Below are 23,361 nucleotides of genomic sequence, written 5' to 3'. Positions count from 1 at the left end.
CGCTGATGCGCTGGCCTGCTTCTCTGCTGTCAATGACTCCGCCCATCCCCTGCTCTCCAGCTCTCCAGCCCCCCCGCCCGCTCACGGCACTTCAGTACCCCGCCGGCTAGCCGCCAACTCAGTCCTGCGCGGGCTCGTGACGCTGGCGCACCTTCCACTCGCCAGCCACATGCCGCCATGACCCTGACGGAGTTTCCTCGATGACCACCGGCCGCGCATGGTGCATGCTCAGCCCGGCAATCTGGTCGAAGTCCAGCACGCCCAGCAGATGCGCCGCATGCCGCAGCGCCGCGCCATGGCCGACGACCAGTGTCAGCGAGGCGCCCGATGTGGGGGGTGATGTGGGAGCCGAGACAGAAGGTGATGAGGAAGCCGGTAGCGAAGCAATGAAGTCGGCCACCCGCTGACCGGCCTGCATCAGGGATTCAGCCCCCGGCAGCGGCAGGCGAAAGTGGCTGTTGGATTTCCAGTCGGCCGGCAGGAAATCCACGCGCGGGTCATGACGCACTGCTTCGGCGATCTGTGCCGTGGTCAGATTGGCGGCGCTGCCCAGACTGCGCTCCCACAGGGCATCATGTGCCATGAGCGAGAACTCACGCCCTGTCCTGTCTCCCATGACCTCGTTCATCACCTGCGCCGTCTGCCAGGCACGCAACAGGCTGGAGGCATGTACCGTGCTGGCCGGTTGCCAGCCATGTGCCTGACACAGCGTCAGCACTTCCTCGGCTCCCTCACGCGCCTGACGCTCACCGCGACGGGTCAAGGGAAACGGCTGCAGTGCGCTCGGGGTATCAATCTGCTGGTGATAGTCGGCATGACGAATCAATGCCACACGTCGGATTGTCGGTTCATCAGTCATCGGCCGTCGCTCTTCCCGTCTTCACTCGGTATTGATTCATGCTGGCGGTCCTCGCCATGCGTCGACACGTACGGTGCTAGTGGCGCCAATGGAGCTAATGGAGCTAATGGAGCTAATGGCGCCAGTCTCCCGCGCTCACGTCGCCTGACGCGACTGCTCAAGCCGTGCCAGCAGCGCCATGGCGGCGTGCCCCATCTCGTGGTTCTTCAACAGGCTCGGCACGACCTCCGCCGCCACCCAGCGCCGACTGCGATGCGGCTCCTCCCGCTCGCTCTCTTCCTGCTCATGCACGACTCTCACGGCGTGCAGACTGGCCGCGACCGGAGCGCCCCACTTCTCGTAACTGAATTCCAGCGCTGCGTGGTCCAGCGCCTCCGCCTCGATGCCCGCTTCCTCGCGGGCTTCCTTGAGCGCGGACTCAAGCGGACTCATGCCTGGCTCGACGATCCCCTTGGGCAGGCTCCAGTGACGGTTGGAGGAAGAGCCGATCAACAGCACCTCCCACTGGGCATCGTCGCCTTCCCCCTGCAGACGACAGGGCAGGACGGCCGATTGGCGGTAGTAATAGGCGGGGCGTTCGCGGCGCTCCTCACCGGCCGGGAATGGCCAGGGAAAGCCATCCGGTAAGGCACGCACGCGCTGGATCAGCTCCAGGCTCATCTGGCCGGAGCGCAGGTCTTCCCAGCGCCCCTCGAAGGTCAGCTTGACCACCGCCGCCGTCGGCAGCAGCTTGGTCTCCTTGGGCGGACGCGGCCGCTTGCCGGTCAGCCAGACCAGCGCATCTTCCAATGCCGGGTTATGGCCGATGATCATCAGTCGCTGCACGCTGTCCGGGCAGGCGCGCACCGTCTTGAGCAGCGGCGCCTCGTCCTCGCAGTAAAGCGCAGGCTTGAGCTCGATCATGTCGACGCCGAGGCCCATCGACTTCACGCACTTTTCCGCCGTGGCGCGCGCGCGAAGGGCCGGCGAGCTCAGGATGGCATCCGGCACCAGTGCCTCCTGGGCAAGCCAGGCTCCCATGCGCTGGGCGCCCCGCTTGCCGCGCTCCTTGAGGGGTCGATGGAAGTCGTCAGCTGCCACTGACCAGTCCGACTTTCCGTGGCGCATCAACAGCAGTTCACGACGCATGTTCAAGCCTCCAGCAAGGGGGTCAGGTGGTTCTCGACCAGCGCGGCGAAGTCCACGCGCCCGGTCACCTCAAGCACGCGGGTTCCCGCCAGGCGCTCCAGATACGGCGCGGGATCAAGGCTTGCGCCATTGGGCACGAAACGGCCATCCCGCTGCTGATGGAAGGGCCCCGGTGTCTTCATCACCGCGCGTATCAGCGCTTCGCTGCGGCTGACCTCGACCTCGCGCACCTCGAGCGGCGCCTCGCTGCCGCGCGTCCAGTTGAGTATCACCATGGCCGCAAGCTCGCCGCTGGCGCGGATACGCCCGGGGCCGTAGACGTCCTCGATGATCAGATCGTGCTTCTCTTCGAGATCCCACAGCGCTTCTTGCGGCATCGCTTCATAGCCTGCGATACGTGCGGGGTCCAGCAGCGGGCGCAGACGCGGATTGTTGAGCATGGTGCCGGGATTGATGCGAGGCAACTTGGCGACGCCGCGGGCACGCAGCGTTCCCTCCCGCCCCGGCCGGTCCAGGAACAGCCGGTCATTGCTGATGAAGTCGAACTTGGGATTGTCGAGTGCCTTCACCATGGTGGTGGACTTGCCGCCGCCAGAGAAGGCGGCGATGGCCACCGCGCGATCGCCCTTCGACAGCGCCGAGGCGTGACAGATCAAGCCGTCATTCTGCTGCAGATGCGACATGTGCAGATTGAGCAGGAAGTTGATCACCTGGCTCTCGTTGTCTTCACAGGGCCCGAACGCCAGGTTGTGGTCGTTGCTGCGCAGAAAGGCCATGCCCGTGCGCACCTTGTGGATCAGGCGCCCGTCGGCCAGGTCGATGATGGCGTCCTTGCGGCGTGTCTTGCCGGGCTCCGGCATCCAATCGACGAAGGCCTCGGGCACGATGCCGAGTCTCGCTGCCGCTGGCGTGTCCTTGAGGGCCGGCGCCTCGAGCACATGCACGAGCCTGGCTCCCCCCGGCACATTGTCGAGCGCCACGATGCGCGCGCAATGGCGGAAATATGTCGCCAGACGTTGCAGCAGCCGTGGCATGTCCGTCTTCACGCACAGGCGAAAGTCATCCACCTCGAACAGCAGCGCCTCGCTCAGGCACTGGCGCGACGGCGTCAGCGCCGTGAAGCAGGCGGCGGCCGTCCACTCTGCAAAGGGCAGCGTGGCAAGGGTGGCCGGGCTGTCACAGGTCGTCGCGTTCATGCCAGACACTCCATCACGTGATCGAGATAGGCGGCTGCCGCATCGACACCAGCACCTTCCAGCGCCCCGCGGAAGCCACCGAAGGCCGAGACTTCGAAGATGATCGGGCCATCGGCGGTCAGCGCGACATCGACGGTGGTGAAGTCGAGCTTGAACGGCGCCTGGGCACGCTGCGCCAGCGCGATCAGCTCCTCGGAGGGCTCGAAGGGTGCGTACTTGCCACCGGCATGGATGGTGGTATTCCAGGCATCGCCCCCACTGACACGGGCGTAGCTGCACAAATAACGGCCACCGACGAAGACCATGCCGTAATCCTGCCCCGGCAGGTCGAGGCGCTGCTGCAGATACATCATCGGGTGCTCGGCGGCGAACTCACGCACGGCAGCTTCCAGCGCGGCATCATCGCCGGTGTCCTCGATGATGCACATGCCCCGCGCCTTGGTGGAGAAAAGCGGCTTGAAGACGGCGGCCTTGAAGCGCTTGACGGCCTCACAGGCCGCCGTCACGTCTTCGGTGACCAGCGTGGCCGGCATCGGGATGTCGGCATTGGCCAGCGTGACGGTGCAGCTCAGGCGGTCGATCAGGCGAATCATGCTTTCCGCGCTGCTGAAGACGCGCACGCCCCTGGCTTCGGCGACGCGCAGCAGCTCCAGGCGGTCCAGGCTGCCCGGGGAATATTCCGCGCTGATCTTCTTGACGATCAGGGCATCCAGCTCGGTCAGGTCATGACGCACCCCGGCAGAGTCACGGAATTCGAGGCAGTTGCGGGTCAGGTCCAGCGAGACGGCCGCCATGTCGATCACGAGACGAAAGCCTGTCCGTGCTTCGATGGCATCCGCCAGCACTTCGGTCGACCACTTGCCGGGAATACCCACGACGCCAATCTTGAAATCAGTCAACGAACAACTCCTCCAGGGGAATACGGTAATCGGCCGGCCGTTCAGGGTCGGCGCCAAGCACATGCTCGAGTATAAAGCGTGCGCGGTTGAACATGCGCCCTGCCAGCCCGGCATCGAGGATGAAACGTGTCGAGGTGGCAAAGGAGCGCGCCAGGCCAAGTGCCAGACGCCTTTCAAAGGTGGTATCGCCCTGCTCATGGGCAAAGCGACGCATCTGCTGACCGAAACTCAGGGCCAGCGCCAGAATACGGGCCCGCAGCGCCGCATCCGTCAATTGCAGACGGTAATGGGACACCATGTGCACGGACACGTCCTGCACATAGTCCTGATAGGCCGAGCGGTGAAGATCGATGAAGCGGATGCTCTGCTTCACCGGATCGAAGAGGATGTTGTCGACATTGAAGTCGCCGTGGATATAGACGGCGAAGGGGGCCTCGAGCGAACGTTCCAGACCTGCGGCCTGCTCGATCAACGCTTCCAGCGAGGGCATCTCGCGCCCACACAGCGAGGCACCGCAGTGGCGAAATTCCGGATGGATCTGATAGACATCACTCAGCCGCTTGAGCAGCTGGCGCATGTGCCCTGCAGTGACCGGCTTGTCGCGGCGGGTGGTGGTCCACACCGAGTGTAGCGTCTCGACCAGCGCCTGCTGGGCGGTACGATTGAGGCGTGACGATTCGTTGATCAACAGATGCTCGAGGGTCATGCCCGGCAGGTGCTCGATCAAGAGTGCCGCGCTGTCGCCCTGCTGATGGTGCGAGAGGATGCGGGGGGCGATGCCGGGATAGATGTCGTGCCAGCGCTCAACGCCCTGACGCTCCTCCTCGACCTTGCGCCCCAGGCCATCCTTGAAGATGGCCAGATACTCCGGCGAGGTCAGCGGCAGATCGCCGGTTGGCTTGCGGTCCCTGGATTTGCTGCCCTTTGACTCGCTCGCGTCAGTCTTGCGGTCCTTTGACTTGCTGCCCTTTTGCTTGCTGCCCCCTGACTCGCCAGCCTTGCTGCCCTGTTGCTTGTCGTTGGCCGGCTTGCCCTTGTCATTACCCTTCTCACTGACCTTCTCGACAGCCCTCTCATTGGGCTTCTCGCTGGCAATCCCCGAGATCCGGCTGCCGGAACGTGTCTCGGCCAAAGTGTCGACGCGCATCTCGCCCGCCGTCTGACTGCCATCACCGAGTTCATTGACCAGGTGCGTCAGCGAGGCATAGCGCTCGAAGTTGAGTGACTGACCGAGGGTTGCCGAGATGACCGCCTCACCCAGCTGCCCCAGCACCTCGCCCATCTGGCTGATTTCCCGGGCCACGAACAGCAGATGTGTCAGGTCTTCGGCGGGAGCGCGCTTCTTCTTGAGCTGGCCAGTGAGTGCCCGGATGCGGCCTTCACTGTCCCGCTTCAGCTTCTCGCGACTGCGCGCGAGCTTCAGGGCCAGGGACAGGGAGCCGTTCTCCAGCGACATCTCGCTGCGCAGAATGCCGCGACGCACACGGCGCAGCGACTTGACCAGCACGACATCATCGACCAGCTGGACATCATCGACGCGAATCAGCTGCTCCAGACAACTGCGCGCCAGCTCACTGAGCCGTGCCAGACCACTGGCGACCTCGACCAGGCTCTGCTGGAAGCGGGCCCGCGCGTGCGAGCGCTTGTGGTTTCGGGCTTCAGGGCATGCCTGTTCGATACGCTGGCAGAGGTTCTCTGCGTACCCCTGGCGCTCCAGCAGCTTGCGCGCCATGGCCGCCGTCGGCGCGGACACGAACGCCTGCAGCCAGCCATATTGGCTATCCACTTCCGAACACAGAAATCGAAGGTTGTCGCGCGTGCTTTCAGGCCAGGCCTGATCCATGCCATCTCTCCATCCACTCGAAAATCATCCCAATTCCATAGTATTCCACGCAAAGATGACAATCCGCGACACGCGCTGGAGGAATCGACTGTCTTGTCGGTGGTCGGCCGGTCTGAAGCGCGGTTTTTTCATTGAATTCCACCACCCGAACGCTTCCCCCTAGACGTATCGCCTATAGCTGGACAAGACCGGATTCGGTGACAGTAGCGCAAGCGACCCTGCCAGCCCCCGCGCGACCCACCACGGATGGAGACCCGCATGACCATCACCTGCATCAATGACCTGCAACGCCTGGCGAAACGCCGCGTGCCGAAGATGTTCTACGACTATGCCGATTCCGGCTCGTGGACGGAGTCCACCTATCGGGCCAACGAGGCCGATTTCGCCGCGATCGGACTGCGCCAACGGGTGATGGTCAACATGGACAATCGCACTCTGCGCACGAAGATGCTCGGCGAGGAGGTGGCCATGCCAGTGGCGATCGCGCCGACTGGCCTGACCGGCATGCAGCATGCCGATGGCGAGATGCTGGCCGCGCGCGCGGCGAGTGACTTCGGTATCCCCTTCACGCTCTCGACCATGAGCATCTGTTCCATCGAGGACGTCGCGTCGGTCAGCTCACGGCCCTTCTGGTTCCAGCTTTACGTGATGCGCGACAAGGATTACATCGGACGACTGATCGACCGCGCCAAGGCCGCGGAGTGTTCCGCGCTGGTACTCACCGCTGACCTGCAGATCATCGGCCAGCGCCACAAGGACCTGATCAACGGCCTGAGCGTGCCCCCTCGCCCAACCGTAGCAACCGTGCTCGACCTGGCCACCAAGTGGCGCTGGTGCGCCGGCATGCTCAAGACCAGGCGCCACACCTTCGGCAATATCGCCGGCCACGTGAAGGATGCCGAGAACCTGAGCTCCCTCTCGAAATGGACCGCCAGCCAGTTCGATCCGAGCCTGAGCTGGGATGACATCAAGTGGATCAAGGACCGCTGGGGCGGCAAGCTGATCATCAAGGGCATCATGGAGCCGGAAGATGCCGAGCTGGCCGTGCAGGCAGGCGCCGATGCGGTGATCGTCTCCAACCACGGCGGACGACAGCTGGATGGTGCCGCCTCCTCCATCTCCGCCCTGCCGGACATTCTCGCGGCAGTCGGCGACAGGACAGAGGTCCACATGGACGGCGGCATCCGCTCCGGACAGGATGTGCTCAAGGCGGTGGCGATGGGTGCCAAGGGCGTCTATCTGGGTCGCGCCTTCCTCTATGGGCTCGGCGCCATGGGCGAACAAGGCGTGACCAAGTCCCTGGAGATCATCCACAAGGAACTCGACACCACGCTGGCCCTGTGCGGACTGCGTGATATCCAAGACGTGGACGCGCGAATTCTCAGGCCCGGCACCTATCCACTGGCCAGCTCGCAGAGCGAAGCCGAAGCAGCGCGAGAATCACGCCGCCAGGAACCTCATGACGCGCTGGGCGCGACATCCTGAACACGACGGCGCAGCAATAACGCCCTGAAAAGCACAAGGCCGACATGCAGCAGTGGAATCCACCACGGCACATGTCGGCCTGTCATCACTGGGTGGCGACTCTCTCAAGGCTCACTCAAGAGCCTCTCAATACCCGCTCAAGACTCAATGCACCTTGAGACGCGGTCCCATGCTTCGGCGCAGCACATCGCTGACCACCTCGGCGGAGCCCTTCAACGGCCCCAGCAGCAGGAACTGGTGCTGGCGCTGCAGCCCTTGATAGGCGGCACGCGCGAAGCGTCCTCTCACCTGCAGATCATCATTGCCCTTGCTGCCCTGGGCATTGCCCAGCTTGTCACTCAACTTGCCGCTGAGCTCACCGACGCTGCCGGCGCTGGAGAGTGACAGCAAGGTACCGCTGTCCTTGAACTCGAAGGCCTGAGCCGGCTCCCCCTGCTGGCGACGCGGCAGTTCATCGGCGAGAAACTCGGCCTGCTCGCTGGCCACCTGAGCGGTGGGCGGCAGCGGTGCCTCATCGATGTTGGCACAATCGCCCAGCGCGAAGATGCTGTCGTGGCCGAGACATTGCAGCCCGGGGGTCACCGTGAATTGACGCTTCTTGTTGCTTTCCAGGGCATCGATTTCCTCGACGATGGCAGGCCCGACACGCCCTGCCGCCCAGACCACCAGATCCGCGTCCCGCGTCACCGACTCATCGCCTTCACTGATCTCGACACTGCCGGAGGACACCTTGGCGACCTGACGAGACAGTTCGATCTTGATGCCCTGCTCCTCGAGTCGCTGATGGATCGACTCGCGCAGTTCCTGTGAGACACCGGGCATGAAGGTATCGGTGGCCTCGAGAATCGTGATCTCGACCTTCGCGCCCTTGGGTGCAGGGGCGTCATGCATGCCACGCGCCTCATGCAGGTAGGCGGCCAGTTCGACACCGGTGGCACCGGAGCCGACGATCACTACCTGATACGGCCGCCCCGGGGACTCCTTGGCACTATCTTGCGTGCTTCCCTCAGCGCCAACCTGAGCGCCGCCCTGGGTGGCTGACACGCCAGCATCGCCTGTCGGTGCTGTTTCCATCGCCACATGGTTGGCCATCAGGCCACGCGAGTACTGCTGGGCAATGCGCTCGGCGTCGTCGGGGGAATCCAGCAGGCAGGCATGCTCCAGCACACCCTCGACCCCCATGTCCGGCGTCACACCGCCCAGGGCCAGCACCAGCTGACGATAGCCCCTGACGCGCGCCGGCACCTCGGCGCCCGCGTGATCTTCCCTGCCCGGGATCGCGGCCAGGGTGATCTGGCGCTGTTCAGGCTCCACGCTTTCGAGTGTGCCGCACTCATAGCGGAACCCCCACTGCTCGGCCAGACCGGCATACCCCAGCTCATCGACCTGACGCCGCCCGAGGCCCGCCGCGATCTCATGCAGTCGTGGCTTCCATACGTGACTGGTGTCGCGGTCTATCAGCAAGACGTCCTTGTGGCCTGCCTTGGCAAGGCGAACCGCCAGCTCCAGTCCGCCGGCACCGCCACCGACGATGACGATATCGGCGTCGCGCGTTCGCTGAGGATCATGCGTTTCCATAGGGGCCTCCTTTAGCGGGGTCGAATATAGAAACCTTATGTCAGACCAGGCGCTTTTCAAGACTGACACGCATGACTTCGCCAATGCGCTGCCTTTGATGCGACGCGTCATTGGCGTGATCGCCTGCGCAACGCTTGAGGCCACCTTGGGGTTTGACAGCACTCGAGTCCGCGACTAAAGCTTATTTATACGAATAAATATAACTGACTCGCTGCCGCTCAGGACATCGCATGCCGACATCGCCCTCCCCCCTGGACACTTCACGTGCCAGCACCAGTGCCAACGCCTCCGGCGCCCACCTGCCCAAGCGGCAGAAGCTGGCCGAGCTGATCAGTGATGACCTGAGGCGCAGCATCGTGCGCGATGGGTTGAGCGAAGGCGACCGGCTGCCCAACGAGAAGGCGCTGATGGCCCAGTACGGCTGCGCCAAGGGCACGCTGCGCGAAGCCCTCAAGATTCTCGAGGTCGAGGGCTTGATCACCCTGAAGACGGGGCCCAATGGCGGCGCCGTGCTCAATGCGCCAAGCATGGAACCGGCCAGCCGCATGCTGAGGAGCTTCCTGCATTTCAAGACGCTCAATGGCGCCCAGGTCTATCAGCTACGCCGACTGCTGGAAGTCGAGATGGCGGTCTCGGTGGTGGGCCTGCTCAGCGAAGAGGACCTGGTGGCGCTCGAGAACAATGTCCATGACTGCAGTTGCCACCAGCCACAGGACGAGCACCAGCGGCGCCAGCGCTTCCTGGAAATCGAATTCCATCAGGTACTGGCCCGCGCCTGCCCGAACCCGCTGCTCAGCTTCATGTGCCAGTTCCTCAACGACATGCTGCATGAGCTGGTCGTCATCAAGAAGGCCTACCTGCCGGAACGCAAGCAGTTCGACCAGGCCAATCAGCATTACCACTCGGGCCTGATCACGGCGTTTCGCCACGAGGACCATGAGCAGGTCAGACAGCTCATGACAGAACACATGCAGGATGCCGAGCACCACATGACGGCACTCGAGGTGGAAATGGCCGACCAGTTGCTCGTCACCCCCGCGCAGCTGATGGCCGACAGTAGAGCCTGACCCGAAGCCGAAGCCTGGACCGAAACAGGAGCGGAGCCCAAAACAAGAGCGGAATTAATACAAGAGCAGAACCGAGAGCGGAACCGGAAGCACAACAACAATATCCACGAGAGGATGAAGCCGATGACCACTGCCCAGATGGACACATCGCCCGCGAATACCCTGAGCGAGCTGCGCACCGACAGCGATCGCCTGTGGCAATCACTGATGACCCTGGCCGAGCTGGGCGCCACGCCCAAGGGTGGCGTCAACCGTCAGGCACTGACCGAGCTGGACCGCCAGGCGCGCGACCTCTTCATTCAGTGGTGCAAGGCCGAGGGCTGCACGATCCGTATCGATGCCATCGGCAACATCTTCGCGCGCCGCGCCGGCACCGATCCGGACGCACCGGCGGTGATGACCGGCAGCCACATCGACACCCAGCCGACCGGCGGCAAGTTCGATGGCTGCTTCGGGGTGATGGCCGGGCTTGAAGTCCTGCGCAGCCTCAACCAGCACGACATCAAGACCCGCTGCCCGGTGGAGGTAGTGGTCTGGACCAATGAAGAAGGCTGTCGCTTCGCGCCCTGCATGATGGGGTCCGGCGTGCATACCGGCCAGTTGTCACTGCATGAGATGCTCGCCCAGAAGGACAGCGACGACGTGACCGCCGGTGAGGCACTGGACGCCATCGGCTATCGCGGCAGCGATGAGATCCCCCGCGAGAACGTGCGCGCCTTCTTCGAGAGCCACATCGAGCAGGGCCCGATTCTGGAAGATGAAGAGACCACCATCGGCGTGGTGATGGGCGCGCTGGGCCAGCGCTGGTTCGATCTGACCCTCACCGGTCAGGAGGCGCACGCGGGCCCCACGCCCATGTCACTGCGCCAGGACGCCATGCTTGGCGCGGCCGAGATCACCGTCGCCGTCAATCGCATCGCCATCGATCACGCGCCGCACGGTCGCGGTACCGTGGGGGTGATGCAGGTCCATCCGGGCTCGCGCAACGTCATACCGGGACAGGTCAACATGACCATCGATCTGCGCTCGCTGGAACCCGACTCCCTCACCGCGATGGTCGCGGAGCTGAAAGAAGTCGTCGAAGCCGTCAGTCAGCGGCATCGTCTGACCTACGAGCTCACCCCCACCGCCGACTTCGTGCCGGAACACTTCGCCGATAACTGCGTGAACGCGGTGCGCAATGCCGCCAGCCAGCTCGGCTACTCGCATCTCGACATCGTAAGCGGCGCCGGCCACGACGCCATCTTCATGGGCCGTATCGCCCCCGCCGGCATGATCTTCGTGCCCTGCGAAGGCGGCATCAGCCACAACGAGATCGAGAACGCCGCGCCCAAGGACCTGCACGCCGGCTGCAACGTGCTCTTCCATGCGATGCTCGATCAGGCCGAGATCGTCAGCTGAGCATCAGCCACGGCTCGCTGAACGCTGATCGCATAAGCCGCTGAAACGAAAGCCCCGCTCGAGTCGCCATCGAGCGGGGCTTTCGTGTCTTGCAGGACAGCGGCTGTCAGGCATGTTCTGACACCTTCACGCCAGTGAGCGTTTCCAGAGACTCTCGATGCTGTCCATTTCCGCCGGGCCGAACAGCGCATCGGGTTCGCCGCGGTACCAGGCCCAGAGCTGATCACCGAAATCGAAGTGCCACCATTCGCTGGGCAGATTGGTGAAACCGGCCTCGGTCATGACGTGATAGAGCAGACGCCGGTTGTCGCGTGCCGCAGCCTGGGGCGTATCGCTGGCAGGCGGATGACGCTCGAAATGATCGGCGTGGGACTCGGGGGTCGCCTCGTCAAACAGCGTCCCCATCTCGAGCAGCAAGCCATCGGCGTCACACAGGGTGACATCGACGGCGCCGCCGGTGAGATGCGGACTCGGCGCATCCGGGTCACGGCTGGGCAGCGAGACGAATTCGCGCGTTCGCGCCAGCAGCTGCTCCTCATCAAGCTCGGGGTCATGCGTCTTGAGCGACTGATACAGAGTCTCGAACAGATACTGCTGCACCCGCCAGGGACGCCAGCCATCCATCACCACCAACGACAGCCCTTGCGGCAAGGCGCGCGCGGCCTGCAACAGGCGCTGATAGACCGCGCGCCGCACCAGACATTCATTGACCGCCCCCGGGATACCGAGGCGCGCGTAGGCGGGATAGACCTTCAGACATGACGGCCCGAGGCTGGTCGGCACCAGAGTACTGTCACAGCCCTTGACGGGAATTCGGGTGACCTGCGTCCAGTCCGGCTCGTCATGACTCGGGATGGGGGGAATTGGGCGATTCAATGTTGACGTCATGAGTTGTTATCCAGACAGGGTCGGCAACCACAGGGTAAGAGGCGGGAAGATGATCAGCATCAGCAGCACCGCGACCGCCACCAGCACGAACGGCCAGATGGTGCGAAACAGCGAGGTGATCTCGAGCTTGCTGACCGCGGCGGCCACGAACACGCAGGCGCCCATCGGCGGCGTGATCAGCGCGATGGTGATATTGAGCGTGATGATGACCCCCAGGTGCACGGGGTCGATGCCGGCGGCCATGGCCACGGGCACGAAGATCGGCGTCAGCAGCATCAAGGCCGAGACTTCCTCCATGAACATGCCGGTGACGAAGGTGATGGCGCTGAGCAGCAACAGGATCAGGATCGGGCTGTCGAGATAGGGCGTCAGCAATGCCACGAACTGATTGGGCACCTGGGCATAGGACAGCAGCCAGCTGACGATGGACGACACCGCCATGATCACGAAGATGGCGCTGGTCAGGCGGGCCGTGTCCTTGATGGCACCCCACACCTCGACAAGCTTGAGCGGCCCCTGGCACAAGCCGCAGAGCAGCACATAGGCCACGATCAAGGCGCCGGATTCGGTCGGGGTCACGATGCCCAGCACGATGCCGGAGACGATGATCACCGGTGCCACCAGCGCAGGCAGTGCCCCGATGATCGCCGCGATCACTTCGCGACGTGCCGGTGCCTGGCCACGTGCCTGCAGACCATGACGCCGGGCATACCAGGCATTCATCGCCATGAATGCCACCGCCAGCACCAGACCGGGTACGACACCGGCCAGGAACAGGCTGCCCACGGAGGTATTGGTCAGCGAGGCGTAGAGGATCATGAAGATGCTGGGCGGAATGATCGGCCCGATCAACGAGCTGCCCGCCGTCAGACCCGCGGCAAAGGAAGTCGAATAGCCCTCCTTGCGCATGGCCGGCACCAACAGCGAGCCCAGCGCGGAGGTATCGGCGACCGCCGAGCCATTGACGCCAGCGAAGAACACGCTGGAGACGACGTTGACATGGCCCATGCCACCGCGCAGATGCCCGACCATCAGGCGTGCAAGACGCATGAGGCGTTCGGTCAGGCCACTGATGTTCATCAGGTTGCCGGCGAGAATGAACAGCGGAATCGCCATCAGCGAGAAGGCATTGATGCCGCCGAAGAACTGCTGCGGCCCGAGGCGCTCCAGCATCGAAATATCGACGAACAGAAAGCCGGTCACGGCGGTGACGAGCAGGGAGAGAAACAGCGGCAGGCCCAGCAGCACGTGCACGACGAAGATGGCCAACATTGCCCAGATCATGTGCGTGGCCCTCCTGTCCTGTCATCGTGTGTCGCAGGCTCGTCGACCTCCGCGTCCGGCGTGATCTCAAGCGCCGGGGATGTCAGTGGCCGTGGGCCATGCAACAGAACCTGCAGCGTGATCAGCGCGAAGCCGATCGGCATCGACAGCATCGGCACGCTGCGGCTGACGCCCAGCCCCATGGTGCGGAACATGCTCGCCGACATGGCGTAGTGCCAGGTCATCCAGGTCGCGCCCGCCATCAGCACGAGCGTCAGCCACCACTGGTAATGGACCAGCGCCGTGGCCATGCGCGGAGGCAGACGCCGCTCCAGCAGCGCCACGCGCATGTGCGCCCCTTCCGCCCAGACGACGCCGATCGCCAGCATGACACTGGCGATGATGAGATAGCGGGTCAGCTCATCGACCCAGATGGGCGCGCCGCCCAGTACATAGCGCATCACCACGCCATAAAGCATGATCAGCACCGTGGAAGCCAGCAGTACCGCCGCTATCGCCAGTGTCACGCGGCCACAGGCAAGCAGCAGGCCTTCCCGCAGGGAAGACTGTCGTGAAGGAGTCATGGAAGTCATTTACCGCAATCCACCAGCAAGGAGGGAAATTCAGAGCCTCGATGCCCGGACTGTCATTGCCCGGGCACCGGGTACCGCAGCGGGATGCTCGCTGATACTTGAGCGTCACTCGCCTTTCACCGAGTCAGCGTGTCAGGTCATCGCAACAGACGATCGCAACAGACCATCGCGACAAGCCATCTAGAAAGACCATCGCAACAGACCATCACGAGGACAGGCCGGCATCCTTCATGGCGGTGTCGATCAGCTCTGGCGCGATGTCCTGGCTCTTGAGCCATTCGAGGTAGGCCGGCTGGCCCTTGCTGCGAAATGCCTCGAGATCAGCCTCACTGGGACGGATCACTTGCATGCCCTGCTCTTCCAGCGAGGCGATACGTGACTCGACCTGGCTCTGGTTGTCCTGACGGGCCTGGGCATTGGCTTCCTGAACCGCCTCGAGAAGTGCCGTGCGCTCCTCGTCCGACAGGCTCTCGAGCAGCTGACCATTGGCGACCAGGAACTGATCGGAATACTGGATGTTGGCCAATGTCAGGTACTTCTGCACTTCCTGCAGACTGCCAAGCAGGATGTACATCGGCGGGTTCATCTGACCATCCGCCACCCCCGTGCGCAGCGCCATGTAGACCTCCGTCCACGGAATCGGCGTGCCCGAGGCGCCGAAGGCCTCGTAGAGCGCTACCTGGCTTGGGTCCATCGCGCGAAAGCGCAGGCCTTCGAAATCATCAGGGCTGGTGATCGGGCGCTTGTCGTTGGTAAAGGCCAGAAAGCCCCCTTCCTCCACCACGGCCAGAATCTCGGCGCCATTGGTGCGCTCGCTGAACAGCTGCTGCACCTGCTGCCAATACTGACCTTCATCGAAGAAACGGCGCGCCTCATCAAAGCCGTCGAACATGAACGGCGTCGCGCTGACATAGACTTCCGGCACGATGGGGGCCATGCCCGCGAAGGAGGCGATGTTCAGGTTCGGGGCGCTGATCACCTGCTCCATGCGCTCCTGCTCCTCGCCCAGCATGCTGTTGGGATAGAGCTTGAGTTCCAGCTCGCCATCGGTCTTCTCTTCCACCAGGGTCTTCAGATTGCTGGCAAAGACATGCACCGCGTTCTTGTCGGCATCCGGTGCACCGTTGTAGCTGAGGTTGATGGTCTGGGCCTGAACGCTGGCCGCCAGCAGGCTGAGCGCCAGAGTGGAACCGGTGAGCGTCTTGCGCAGCAGAGATGTCTTGGACAAGGACATGTGGATTCCCTTTTGTTGTTGTAAATATTCGTTGTATGCGGCGGGAGTGACGCCGCCTTTGTCAGTGTGGCCCTGCGGCCAGTCAAGGTGAGGGACTTTCGCCTTCACACCTCGAAAGTAGCGTTGCCGCTGTAGACTAATCAATCGCCTGAGTGTTGTTTTTTCGTCCACACCCACCGGGCCGGACCGACACAACTCTGCCTTGACGTTCCCACAGACGCCAATGGCCCCGAAAACCGAAGCTTTCGGGGCCATTTCAACGACACGGCGAGGCCGTGTTGAACGTAGCAGTGCTGAACGCGGCGCTACATCGTCAGTGGGTATGCTCTTCCTTGAGATCACTGCGCCAGCCCATGCCGGACTCTTCCATCAGGCGCTCATGCACGCCCTCGATATTGAGGCCGACCCACTCCTCATACTGAGCCAGATCACTGTACTCGGAGAGATCGACCTCCTGCTGAATCTGCTCCAGTGACTTGCCGGCGAGAATGCCGTCCGTCACCTGGGAATACAGCGATTCAAGATACGCCAGATAACGTTCGACATCCGCGTGGTCACCCACCTCGGCATGCCCGCCAACGAAGGTATCGAAGTCGTATTCCAGCACTTCACGCGTCGAGTTGATCATGCCCTGGATATCGTAACTCCAGAGTTTCTGCCACGGCATACGCCCGATGACGATCCAGTCCACCACGAACATCGTGGCATGATCCTGGAAGTACATGCTGATCGCACCGCGCCCGTCATTCGGGCCGTGATAACGCAGCTGGACTTCCTTGCCGCCCAGTCGCAAGGTCATTTCATCATCGAAGACCAGATCCGGCTGTACGGTCTGCGCCTTGGTCTTGGCGATGTCCTGAGCCGCCAGCCGGTGCGCGATAAAGGTGGTATCCGGCGTATCGAAGACCTCTCCGCCATAGATGTGATCGCTGTGGTTGTGGCTATACACCACATAACGCACCGGCGTGTCGAAGCGTTGCTTGATCTCGTTGTTCAACCAGGTCGCTGCGGCGTGATTCATCGGGTCCGTCACCAGCGCGCCGTGATCGGTGATCATGAATACTGAGCGATGCCTGTCATCAATGAAGCGATAGAGCCCCTCTCCGAGAGGTTCTATCTCATAGGCCTGGGCCTGCAGACTGAAAGGAAGCGCTGCCAGCGCCAGTGCTTTCTTGAGGGGGCTCAGCATCGGAGGAAGTCCTCGTATCAGAAATTGTTGTCATGAGATATCACCCTGTCCAACTTCTGATACGAGACTCCCGAATGACTGGACGCAACAAATATCACTTGCCCAGCAGGCGTGGTGCATCCGCGGTAAAGAATCGCAGGCCCTGCTGAAGATGGGTGACGCAGGCCTCGACGGCGACGGTCATCTCGCGCCCACGCCGTGTACACATCTGCGCACGGGTCGTCGCCAGCGCTGGGTGCTGCATCGGCAGCAGGCAGATATCGCCGCGCCGCAGCTCCTCCACCACGCTCAACTCCGGCATGAAGGTCACGCCGATCCCCGAACGCACGAAATTCTTGAGCACCGACACGGAATTGGTGCGCAACTGCGCGCGCAGCGAGACTCGCTCCTGCTGTGCCGCCTGATTGACCATCTGGCGCATGCCGGTGCATTCATCGATCAACGCCAGCGGCCACTGCGCTACCTGCGAAAGCGTCAACGGCTCTGCGATCTCGAGTAGCGGATGCTCCGCCGGCACGATCAGATCCAGCGGCTGGCAGGTCTCCACATGACAACAAAGAATCGGATCGACAGGCGGGGCGTAGAGCAGCGCGATATCCACCTCGAAGTCGCGCAACAGCTCAGTCGCCTCATTCACCCCCGCCATGCGCACCACGACCTCGATGCCGGGATGACGTGCCATGAAGCTCTGCAACGGCAGCGAGATCAGATCGGCAATGAAGCCTTCGCCCACCGCGATTCTCACCTCACCACTGCGCAGGCCCTGCAAGGCGCTCAGCTGCGAGAGCGCTGCCGCCTCCGCCGCCTGCTGGCGATGAAAGTGATCCAGCAGCAACACCCCGGCCTGGGTGGCGCGCATGCCCGTCTCGCTGCGCTCGCACAGCGCGACACCCACCTCTTCTTCCAGCTGCTTGATCTGGCGGCTCACCGCTGAAGGGTCGAGATTCAGATGCCGCGCCGCGCGCCGCAGTGAGCCCCGGCGGATGATTTCATTCAGCGCCGTCAGCGCCTTGGGATTGAGCATGGAGACAGTACCCGCCAGCAGTAGTGGAGAAAGAGGCAAGACTCGGATCACGCAGGGTATCCTTGCAGACCGAGCGACTCCAGAGGCCCATATCGGGAAGCGATCGACAACGAAAAAGGAGCCGCATGAGCGGCTCCTTCTGGTTCGACGTGATCAGCAGTTACCTTTCTTGGCCTGCCCCGGCGGGCAGAAGTCACCGCCTCCACGCTTGTGGTCATGGTGTCCATCACCGATCTCGATGATTGGCTCGGCATCGATCCGCGCCGGTGTATAACTGCACCCTGCCACGAAAAGGGCACTCAGCATCACCAGGCTGACAACTCGCACGCTAGACTTCATCATCATTCCTTTTCATGAAAATACGCATTTCTCGATGCTCCATATCGTACCGGAATGTACGCCACCGAGAACGCAATTTCTCAACGAGTGGTAATGTGAGCCTCAAGCTTGCGGCATCAATCACGACAGGATCTGGCCATGTTCGATTTCAAGGAAGTGGAAGCCTTCGTGTGGATCACGCGCCTGGGGTCGTTCCGGCTGGCCGCTCAGCACCTGCATCTGACCCAGCCCTCGATTTCCGAACGCATCAACAAACTGGAAACCACGTTGGAAACCCGCCTGCTGGAGCGCACTCGCCGACCGGTACAGCCGACGCTCAAGGGGCGCGAATTCTATCGCCACGCCGAGGCGCTACTGGAAGCGCGCCAGAAAGCGCTGTCCATGATGGTGTTGAATACGCCCTTCCAGGGAGTACTGCGACTGGGCGTCGTCGAGACCGTCGCGCATAGCTGGCTGCCCGGCTTTCTGGCCGAACTGGCGCGCCGCTATCCGGACCTCACGCTGGAACTCGAGGTCGACAGCTCCCCGGGGCTCGCTGCCATGCTTACCGCCGGCGATATCGACCTCGCCTTCTTGATGGGGCCGGTGACGGCAGAGAGCGTGCTCAATCGTTTTCTCTGCAACTACACGATGGGCTTCGTGATCAGCCCCGCGCTGGGCTTCACCGAAGACAATTTCTCGTTGCGGCGCCTGAATTCTCTGCCGCTGATCTCGTTTGCCCGCAACAGCCGACCGCACCATGAACTTGGCTCCATGCTCCATCAGATGGGGCTGGATGACGTGAAGCTGCATTGCTCCAGCTCGCTATGGACCATCGTGCGCATGACGCTGGATGGCCTGGGCGTCGGCGCCATCCCGCCACGTATCGTCGCCGAGGAAATCCGCCGGGGCACCCTGCTCAGCCTGCCCTGCGATCTCCCCGAACTGACCTTCACCGCCTCCTGGCCGACCCATATGGAAAGCGCCCTCGCCGAAGGCGTGTGTGAACTCGCCATCGAGATCGCCCGCCAGGATCAGGAGGCGCATTCACGAATCGCCTGATCTTCTCGGTCTTCCATACCCTGCACAGCGTCCCTTTCGGCCATGATGTCTCTACTGACCCGCACCACATGAAAGGAATTTCCGATGGCTTGACTCGATAAAAATCGATTGGATTTATCCGGGTGCGCTTCTTATGGTGAAGACAGACAACAACAACTTCACAAGAAGCCCCCACGATGCCCCAGACACTTCTCAGTGCCGCGTCGTCCCCCCGCGAGGCGCGCGAGCAGATCCGCAGCGGTCATTGGGCCAGCCACACCAGCGGTATCGCTGCCGGCTACGCCCAGACCAACCTGATCATCCTGCCAGCCGAGGCTGCCGGCGAATTCCTGCAATTCTGCCAGGCCAATCCCAAGGCCTGTCCGTTGCTGGATGTCACGGCCGTCGGTTCTCCCGCCCCGACAGGGCTCGGTGAGAACATCGACCTGCGCCACGACCTGCCGGCCTATCACATCTACCGTCACGGCAAGCGTGAGGAAACGCGCGAGGATATCGCCGCCCTGTGGCAGGACGATTTCGTGGCGTTTTCCATCGGCTGCTCGTTCTCGTTCGAAGAGGCGCTGCTCAACGAGGGTGTCGAGGTTCGCCATGCGCGCCTGAAGCGCAACGTGCCGATGTATCGCACCAATATTCCGCTGATCAGTGCGGGGCGTTTCCACGGCAACCTGGTGGTATCCCTGCGCCCGATGTCGGCGGCGCACGCCATTCGCGCGATCCAGATCACCACCGACATGCCTCGTGTGCACGGTGCCCCCGTCCATCTGGGCGACCCCGCATTGATCGGTATTTCCGATATCGAAAGCCCCGACTTCGGCGATGCGCCTACGCTTGAGACAGGTGACATGCCGGTGTTCTGGGCCTGTGGCGTCACGCCACAACTGGCGCTGGAGAATGCCCGACTGCCATTGGCGATCGCGCATAGCCCGGGGCACATGCTGATTACCGACATTCCCAATCATCGTCTCAAGTACGGATGACCTGCTGCCAAGCGTGCTGCCGAGCGTACTGCCGGGCATGAGAGAAATCCGCACTCATCACGCCCGGTGCAATGCAGGGACGCACCGCGAATCGAAACACAGCACAGCAACACACAGGACGGCAGCGGGAAAGACACACCCCGCAAAGATGTAGCCAACAAGCTTTTCCGATAACACCAGATGCACAACAACAATGGTGATTCCCATGAAGACACGTTTTGCCCTCTCCGCCCTTGGTCTCGCACTCGCCGCCGCCGGTAGCGCCAATGCTGCCGATACCCTCAACGTGGTAGGCAGCTGGAGCAGCCTGGAGCTCAACCGTCAGTTCGAGAAGCCGTTCTGGAGCGAGACCCTTCCGGCCGCCAGCAGCGGTGAGCTCAGCACCCAGGTGACCACTTTCGATCAGATGGGTATCCCCGGCTCCGACGTCTATCGCTATCTGGGCGATGGTGTCTTCGATGTCGGCATGACCGTGGCCGACTACACCGTGTCCGATGCGCCGGAACTCGAAGGTCTGGATCTGCCGATGATGGCCCCCACTGCCGAGGAAGCGCAGCAGGTCGCCGAGGCCTTCCGCCCCCTGGCGGAGTCCACCATGAACAAGCGCTTCAACAGCCACGTGCTGGCGATCGTGCCGTATCCGGCTCAGGTGCTGTTCTGCAACACCCCGATCGATGGGCTCGATGACCTGCAGGACAAGAAGGTGCGTGCCAGCGGCCGCTCCACCGGTGAGTTCATCGAGGCGCTGGGCGCACAGAGCCTCAACATCGCCTTCAACGAGGTGCCCGGCTCCCTGGAGCGTGGCGTCATCGACTGCGCCGTCACCGGCTCGCTCTCCGGCTACAGTGCCGGCTGGCATGAAGTGTCCAGCCACCTGATGCCGCTGCCGCTGGGCGGCTGGGATTACGTGATCACCGCCATCAATCAGGACAAGTGGCAGGACCTGGGCGCCGAGACCCAGACCCTGATCCAGCAGCAGGTGGATAGCGAGTTCACCGCGCCGGTGTGGGAAAACGCGCGTGGCGAGACCGCGCGTGGCGTGGCCTGCCTGACCGGCGAAGGCGATTGCCCGCTGGGCGAGAGCGCCGACATGACGCTGGTCGACTTCAGCGACGACGACGCCAAACGTGCTCGTGCGGCGCTCGAAGACACCGTCCTGCCTGCCTGGGCGGCGCGTGTCGATGCCGAGACGCGCAAGACCTGGAACGAGAGCGTCGGCAAGGTCGTCGGCCTGACCGCTAGCGCGGAGTGATCCAACGGCACCTGTTCACCGAAGCCTGTTCGCGAGCAGGTGCCGATAGCCCCGCCCTGTCCCGACGTGGCAGACATGTTCCCCAGAGACGTAGCGCTGAACGACTCGCGCCTGTGTATTCAAGCGCAAGCTTTCAAAAGCAGGCTTCATAAGCAGGCTTTCTCGAGAAAGCGGCCTTCGTTCAGCGCCCCAGCAGGACCCGACTCATGAACTCCTTCCTTCACGCACTCGATGTCCTCGTGTCACTGACACGCGCGATATCACGCCACGCCGCACGCCTGATGGGCCTGTTGCTGTTGGCCGTCGTGGTCTTCATCGGCGCCGAAATCCTGATGCGCCAACTGTTCAATCATCCGCTGCCCGGCGTGCACGAATATGCCGGGTATGTGCTGGCGATGCTCTCGGCGTGGGGCCTTTCCCACACCCTGATGGAGCGCGCCCATATCCGTATCGATGTCGTGCACGGCAAGCTGCCGGCCTTCTCGCGCCACACCCTGGATATCCTCGCGATGCTGGCGCTGAACCTGGTGGCCTGGGTGATTCTGATCAATGCCTGGCCGGTGCTCGGCAAGTCGTTGAGCAACGGTTCCACCGCCAACACCCCGCTGGCGACACCGCTGTGGATTCCGCAGCTGCTGTGGCTGTCCGGTTATGCCTGGTTCGCGATCACCACCAGCGTGCTGGGACTGCGCGTTCTCGTTGCCGCCTGTCTGCGTGATACCACCACGCTCGAGACACTGGCCGGCCCCGATCACGGAGAAAGCGAAGGGGCTCTGGCCCAGGCTGCCTCCACGACCAAGGAGACTCGCTGATGTTGGGCTTTCTTTCGGTGGGTATCCTCACCCTGCTGCTGGCCGGCATTCCCGTTGCGGTCACCCTCTTCCTGCTCGCCTTCGGGATCGACCAGTTCTATTCCTTCTTCCCGCTGACCAAGGCGCTAGGCCAGAACCTGTGGTCTGCCGCGGACTCCTTCCTGCTGATCGCGATTCCGCTGTTCGTGCTGATGGGCGAGATCATCGTGCGCGCCGGCATCGCCGAGAAGGCCTACCGCGCCATGGACCACTGGCTGTCGTGGCTGCCGGGCGGCCTGCTGCACGCCAACATCACCACCTCGGCGCTGTTCTCGGCGACCTCCGGCTCCTCGGTGGCAACGGCGGCGACGGTCTCGACCGTGGCACTCCCCCAGGGCAAGAAGCTCGGCTATGACGCCAAGTTGTTCTGCGGCAGCATCGCCGCGGGCGGCACCCTGGGCATCCTGATTCCCCCGTCGATCAACCTGATCGTCTATGGCTTCCTGACCGAGACCTCCATCCCGAAGCTGTTCATGGCCGGCCTGGTGCCGGGCCTCGGCCTGGCGGCGCTGTTCATGCTGGCCTCGCTGCTGCTGTGTGTCTGGAAGCCGTCACTGGGCGGCCCGCGCCAGAGCGCCAGCTGGAGCACTCGCATCAAGAGCCTGTCATTCCTGCTGCCGTTGCTGGTGCTGTTCATCGTCATCGTCGGCTCCATCTATCTGGGCTGGGCGACGCCGACCGAAGCCGCTGCCATCGGCGTGCTGGCCTCGCTGGGCCTCGCCGCCATCAACCGCTCGCTGAATATGGCGATGATCAGCCGCGCGCTGGACGGCACCGTCAAGACCACCTCGATGATCCTGTTCATCATCATGGCGGCCTCCTTCCTCAACTTCGCGCTGGCCTCCTCCGGCATGGTCCAGCAGGTCACCGGTCTGCTCGAAGCCTATGACCTGGGGCCCTTCGCGCTGCTGATGGCGGTGATCGCACTGTTCATCGTGCTCGGTTTCTTCATCGAGACCCTGTCGCTGATGGTCATCACCATTCCCATCGTCACCCCGCTGATCGCGGCGGCCGGTTACGACAAGGTGTGGTTCGGCATCGTGATGATCCTGTTCGTCGAGCTGGCACTGATCACCCCGCCAGTCGGCCTTAACCTCTACATCGTGCAGGCCTCACGGCGTGGCGAAGCCTTCGCCGACGTCATCATCGGCACCCTGCCGTATCTGGGCGCGATGCTGGTGATGGCCGCGCTGCTGGTGGCCTTCCCGCAGATCGCGCTGTGGCTGCCTTCGGCACTGTAAAGCCGCTTTTGCC

At 63.0% G+C, this 23,361-nt stretch carries 21 protein-coding genes; 8 read left to right on the top strand and 13 right to left on the bottom strand.

Features of this window, described 5'->3' with window-relative positions:
• Positions 1 to 118: 118 nt before the first annotated feature.
• From R2R70_RS12620 to R2R70_RS12600, 5 genes are all read right to left on the bottom strand, one after another.
• Positions 119 to 859 carry a histidine phosphatase family protein gene (locus R2R70_RS12620; protein ID WP_410978182.1) on the bottom strand — a complete coding sequence of 247 codons (741 nt, stop codon included), beginning with the start codon at positions 857 to 859 and terminating at the stop codon, positions 119 to 121.
• A gap of 135 nt (positions 860 to 994) precedes the next feature.
• The gene (locus R2R70_RS12615) at positions 995 to 1,987 is read right to left on the bottom strand and encodes an NUDIX domain-containing protein (protein WP_192838152.1); all 993 of its coding nucleotides are present in this window, start codon (positions 1,985 to 1,987) and stop codon (positions 995 to 997) included.
• A 2-nt stretch (positions 1,988 to 1,989) separates the two neighbouring features.
• A complete protein-coding gene (locus R2R70_RS12610; RefSeq protein ID WP_410978181.1) occupies positions 1,990 to 3,183 on the bottom strand; it encodes an HprK-related kinase B in 1,194 nt (397 codons plus the stop codon).
• Complete coding sequence (locus tag R2R70_RS12605) at positions 3,180 to 4,082, bottom strand: GAK system ATP-grasp enzyme (RefSeq protein WP_107334933.1); 903 nt, start codon at positions 4,080 to 4,082, stop codon at positions 3,180 to 3,182. The genes R2R70_RS12610 and R2R70_RS12605 overlap by 4 nt, the downstream gene beginning before the upstream one ends.
• The gene (locus tag R2R70_RS12600) at positions 4,075 to 5,925 is read right to left on the bottom strand and encodes an aminoglycoside phosphotransferase family protein (protein ID WP_410978180.1); all 1,851 of its coding nucleotides are present in this window, start codon (positions 5,923 to 5,925) and stop codon (positions 4,075 to 4,077) included. Before R2R70_RS12600 ends, R2R70_RS12605 begins: the two co-directional genes overlap by 8 nt.
• A 258-nt stretch (positions 5,926 to 6,183) precedes the next feature.
• Here R2R70_RS12600 and R2R70_RS12595 point away from each other — a divergent pair, with 258 nt between their 5' ends.
• Positions 6,184 to 7,410, top strand: a complete 1,227-nt coding sequence (locus R2R70_RS12595; RefSeq protein ID WP_205741712.1) for an alpha-hydroxy acid oxidase — start codon at positions 6,184 to 6,186, stop codon at positions 7,408 to 7,410.
• 144 nt (positions 7,411 to 7,554) lie between these two features.
• Here R2R70_RS12595 and R2R70_RS12590 read toward each other — a convergent pair whose 3' ends face one another.
• The gene (locus R2R70_RS12590; protein WP_410978179.1) at positions 7,555 to 8,988 is read right to left on the bottom strand and encodes an NAD(P)/FAD-dependent oxidoreductase; all 1,434 of its coding nucleotides are present in this window, start codon (positions 8,986 to 8,988) and stop codon (positions 7,555 to 7,557) included.
• A 230-nt stretch (positions 8,989 to 9,218) separates the two neighbouring features.
• On the opposite strand from R2R70_RS12590, the gene R2R70_RS12585 reads away from it, so the two are divergent.
• Both R2R70_RS12585 and R2R70_RS12580 read left to right on the top strand, forming a co-directional pair.
• On the top strand, positions 9,219 to 10,055 hold the full coding sequence (locus R2R70_RS12585; protein ID WP_410978178.1) for a FadR/GntR family transcriptional regulator: 837 nt from the start codon (positions 9,219 to 9,221) through the stop codon (positions 10,053 to 10,055).
• A 123-nt stretch (positions 10,056 to 10,178) separates the two neighbouring features.
• On the top strand, positions 10,179 to 11,456 hold the full coding sequence (locus R2R70_RS12580) for a Zn-dependent hydrolase (RefSeq protein WP_410978177.1): 1,278 nt from the start codon (positions 10,179 to 10,181) through the stop codon (positions 11,454 to 11,456).
• Between the two features lie 126 nt (positions 11,457 to 11,582).
• Here R2R70_RS12580 and R2R70_RS12575 read toward each other — a convergent pair whose 3' ends face one another.
• The 7 genes from R2R70_RS12575 to R2R70_RS12545 form a co-directional block, all read right to left on the bottom strand.
• Complete coding sequence (locus tag R2R70_RS12575; protein WP_410978176.1) at positions 11,583 to 12,344, bottom strand: M15 family metallopeptidase; 762 nt, start codon at positions 12,342 to 12,344, stop codon at positions 11,583 to 11,585.
• Positions 12,345 to 12,350: 6 nt separating this feature from the next.
• On the bottom strand, positions 12,351 to 13,628 hold the full coding sequence (locus R2R70_RS12570; protein WP_410978175.1) for a TRAP transporter large permease: 1,278 nt from the start codon (positions 13,626 to 13,628) through the stop codon (positions 12,351 to 12,353).
• Positions 13,625 to 14,200 carry a TRAP transporter small permease gene (locus tag R2R70_RS12565; RefSeq protein WP_410978174.1) on the bottom strand — a complete coding sequence of 192 codons (576 nt, stop codon included), beginning with the start codon at positions 14,198 to 14,200 and terminating at the stop codon, positions 13,625 to 13,627. The genes R2R70_RS12570 and R2R70_RS12565 overlap by 4 nt, the downstream gene beginning before the upstream one ends.
• Positions 14,201 to 14,405: 205 nt before the next feature.
• Positions 14,406 to 15,434: a TRAP transporter substrate-binding protein DctP gene (dctP, locus tag R2R70_RS12560; RefSeq protein WP_054555987.1), complete on the bottom strand. Its 1,029-nt coding sequence runs from the start codon at positions 15,432 to 15,434 to the stop codon at positions 14,406 to 14,408.
• Between the two features lie 313 nt (positions 15,435 to 15,747).
• Positions 15,748 to 16,623 (bottom strand): MBL fold metallo-hydrolase, encoded by an 876-nt coding sequence (locus R2R70_RS12555; protein ID WP_410978173.1) that lies wholly within the window; start codon positions 16,621 to 16,623, stop codon positions 15,748 to 15,750.
• A gap of 94 nt (positions 16,624 to 16,717) precedes the next feature.
• Complete coding sequence (locus R2R70_RS12550) at positions 16,718 to 17,698, bottom strand: LysR family transcriptional regulator (RefSeq protein ID WP_234368199.1); 981 nt, start codon at positions 17,696 to 17,698, stop codon at positions 16,718 to 16,720.
• Positions 17,699 to 17,800: 102 nt separating this feature from the next.
• Entirely contained in the window at positions 17,801 to 17,986 is a 186-nt protein-coding gene (locus R2R70_RS12545; protein ID WP_035160197.1) for a hypothetical protein, read from the bottom strand.
• Positions 17,987 to 18,124: 138 nt separating this feature from the next.
• On the opposite strand from R2R70_RS12545, the gene R2R70_RS12540 reads away from it, so the two are divergent.
• The 5 genes from R2R70_RS12540 to R2R70_RS12520 all read left to right on the top strand — a co-directional run bounded on the left by R2R70_RS12540 (position 18,125) and on the right by R2R70_RS12520 (position 23,348).
• On the top strand, positions 18,125 to 19,027 hold the full coding sequence (locus tag R2R70_RS12540) for a LysR family transcriptional regulator (RefSeq protein ID WP_410978172.1): 903 nt from the start codon (positions 18,125 to 18,127) through the stop codon (positions 19,025 to 19,027).
• A gap of 176 nt (positions 19,028 to 19,203) precedes the next feature.
• Positions 19,204 to 20,004: a putative hydro-lyase gene (locus R2R70_RS12535; protein WP_410978171.1), complete on the top strand. Its 801-nt coding sequence runs from the start codon at positions 19,204 to 19,206 to the stop codon at positions 20,002 to 20,004.
• Positions 20,005 to 20,209: 205 nt separating this feature from the next.
• Positions 20,210 to 21,256 carry a TRAP transporter substrate-binding protein gene (locus tag R2R70_RS12530; RefSeq protein ID WP_410978170.1) on the top strand — a complete coding sequence of 349 codons (1,047 nt, stop codon included), beginning with the start codon at positions 20,210 to 20,212 and terminating at the stop codon, positions 21,254 to 21,256.
• A gap of 206 nt (positions 21,257 to 21,462) precedes the next feature.
• Positions 21,463 to 22,068 (top strand): TRAP transporter small permease subunit, encoded by a 606-nt coding sequence (locus R2R70_RS12525; RefSeq protein WP_054555982.1) that lies wholly within the window; start codon positions 21,463 to 21,465, stop codon positions 22,066 to 22,068.
• On the top strand, positions 22,068 to 23,348 hold the full coding sequence (locus R2R70_RS12520) for a TRAP transporter large permease (protein WP_410978169.1): 1,281 nt from the start codon (positions 22,068 to 22,070) through the stop codon (positions 23,346 to 23,348). Before R2R70_RS12525 ends, R2R70_RS12520 begins: the two co-directional genes overlap by 1 nt.
• The last annotated feature ends 13 nt before the right edge of the window (positions 23,349 to 23,361 follow it).

This window comes from Cobetia sp. SIMBA_158 (genome assembly GCF_046566945.1).
In the GTDB taxonomy this organism is placed as follows: Bacteria; Pseudomonadota; Gammaproteobacteria; order Pseudomonadales; family Halomonadaceae; genus Cobetia; species Cobetia amphilecti.
The sequence above is the reverse complement of the archived record's forward strand: the minus strand, read 5'-3'. Positions and strand labels throughout refer to the sequence as shown.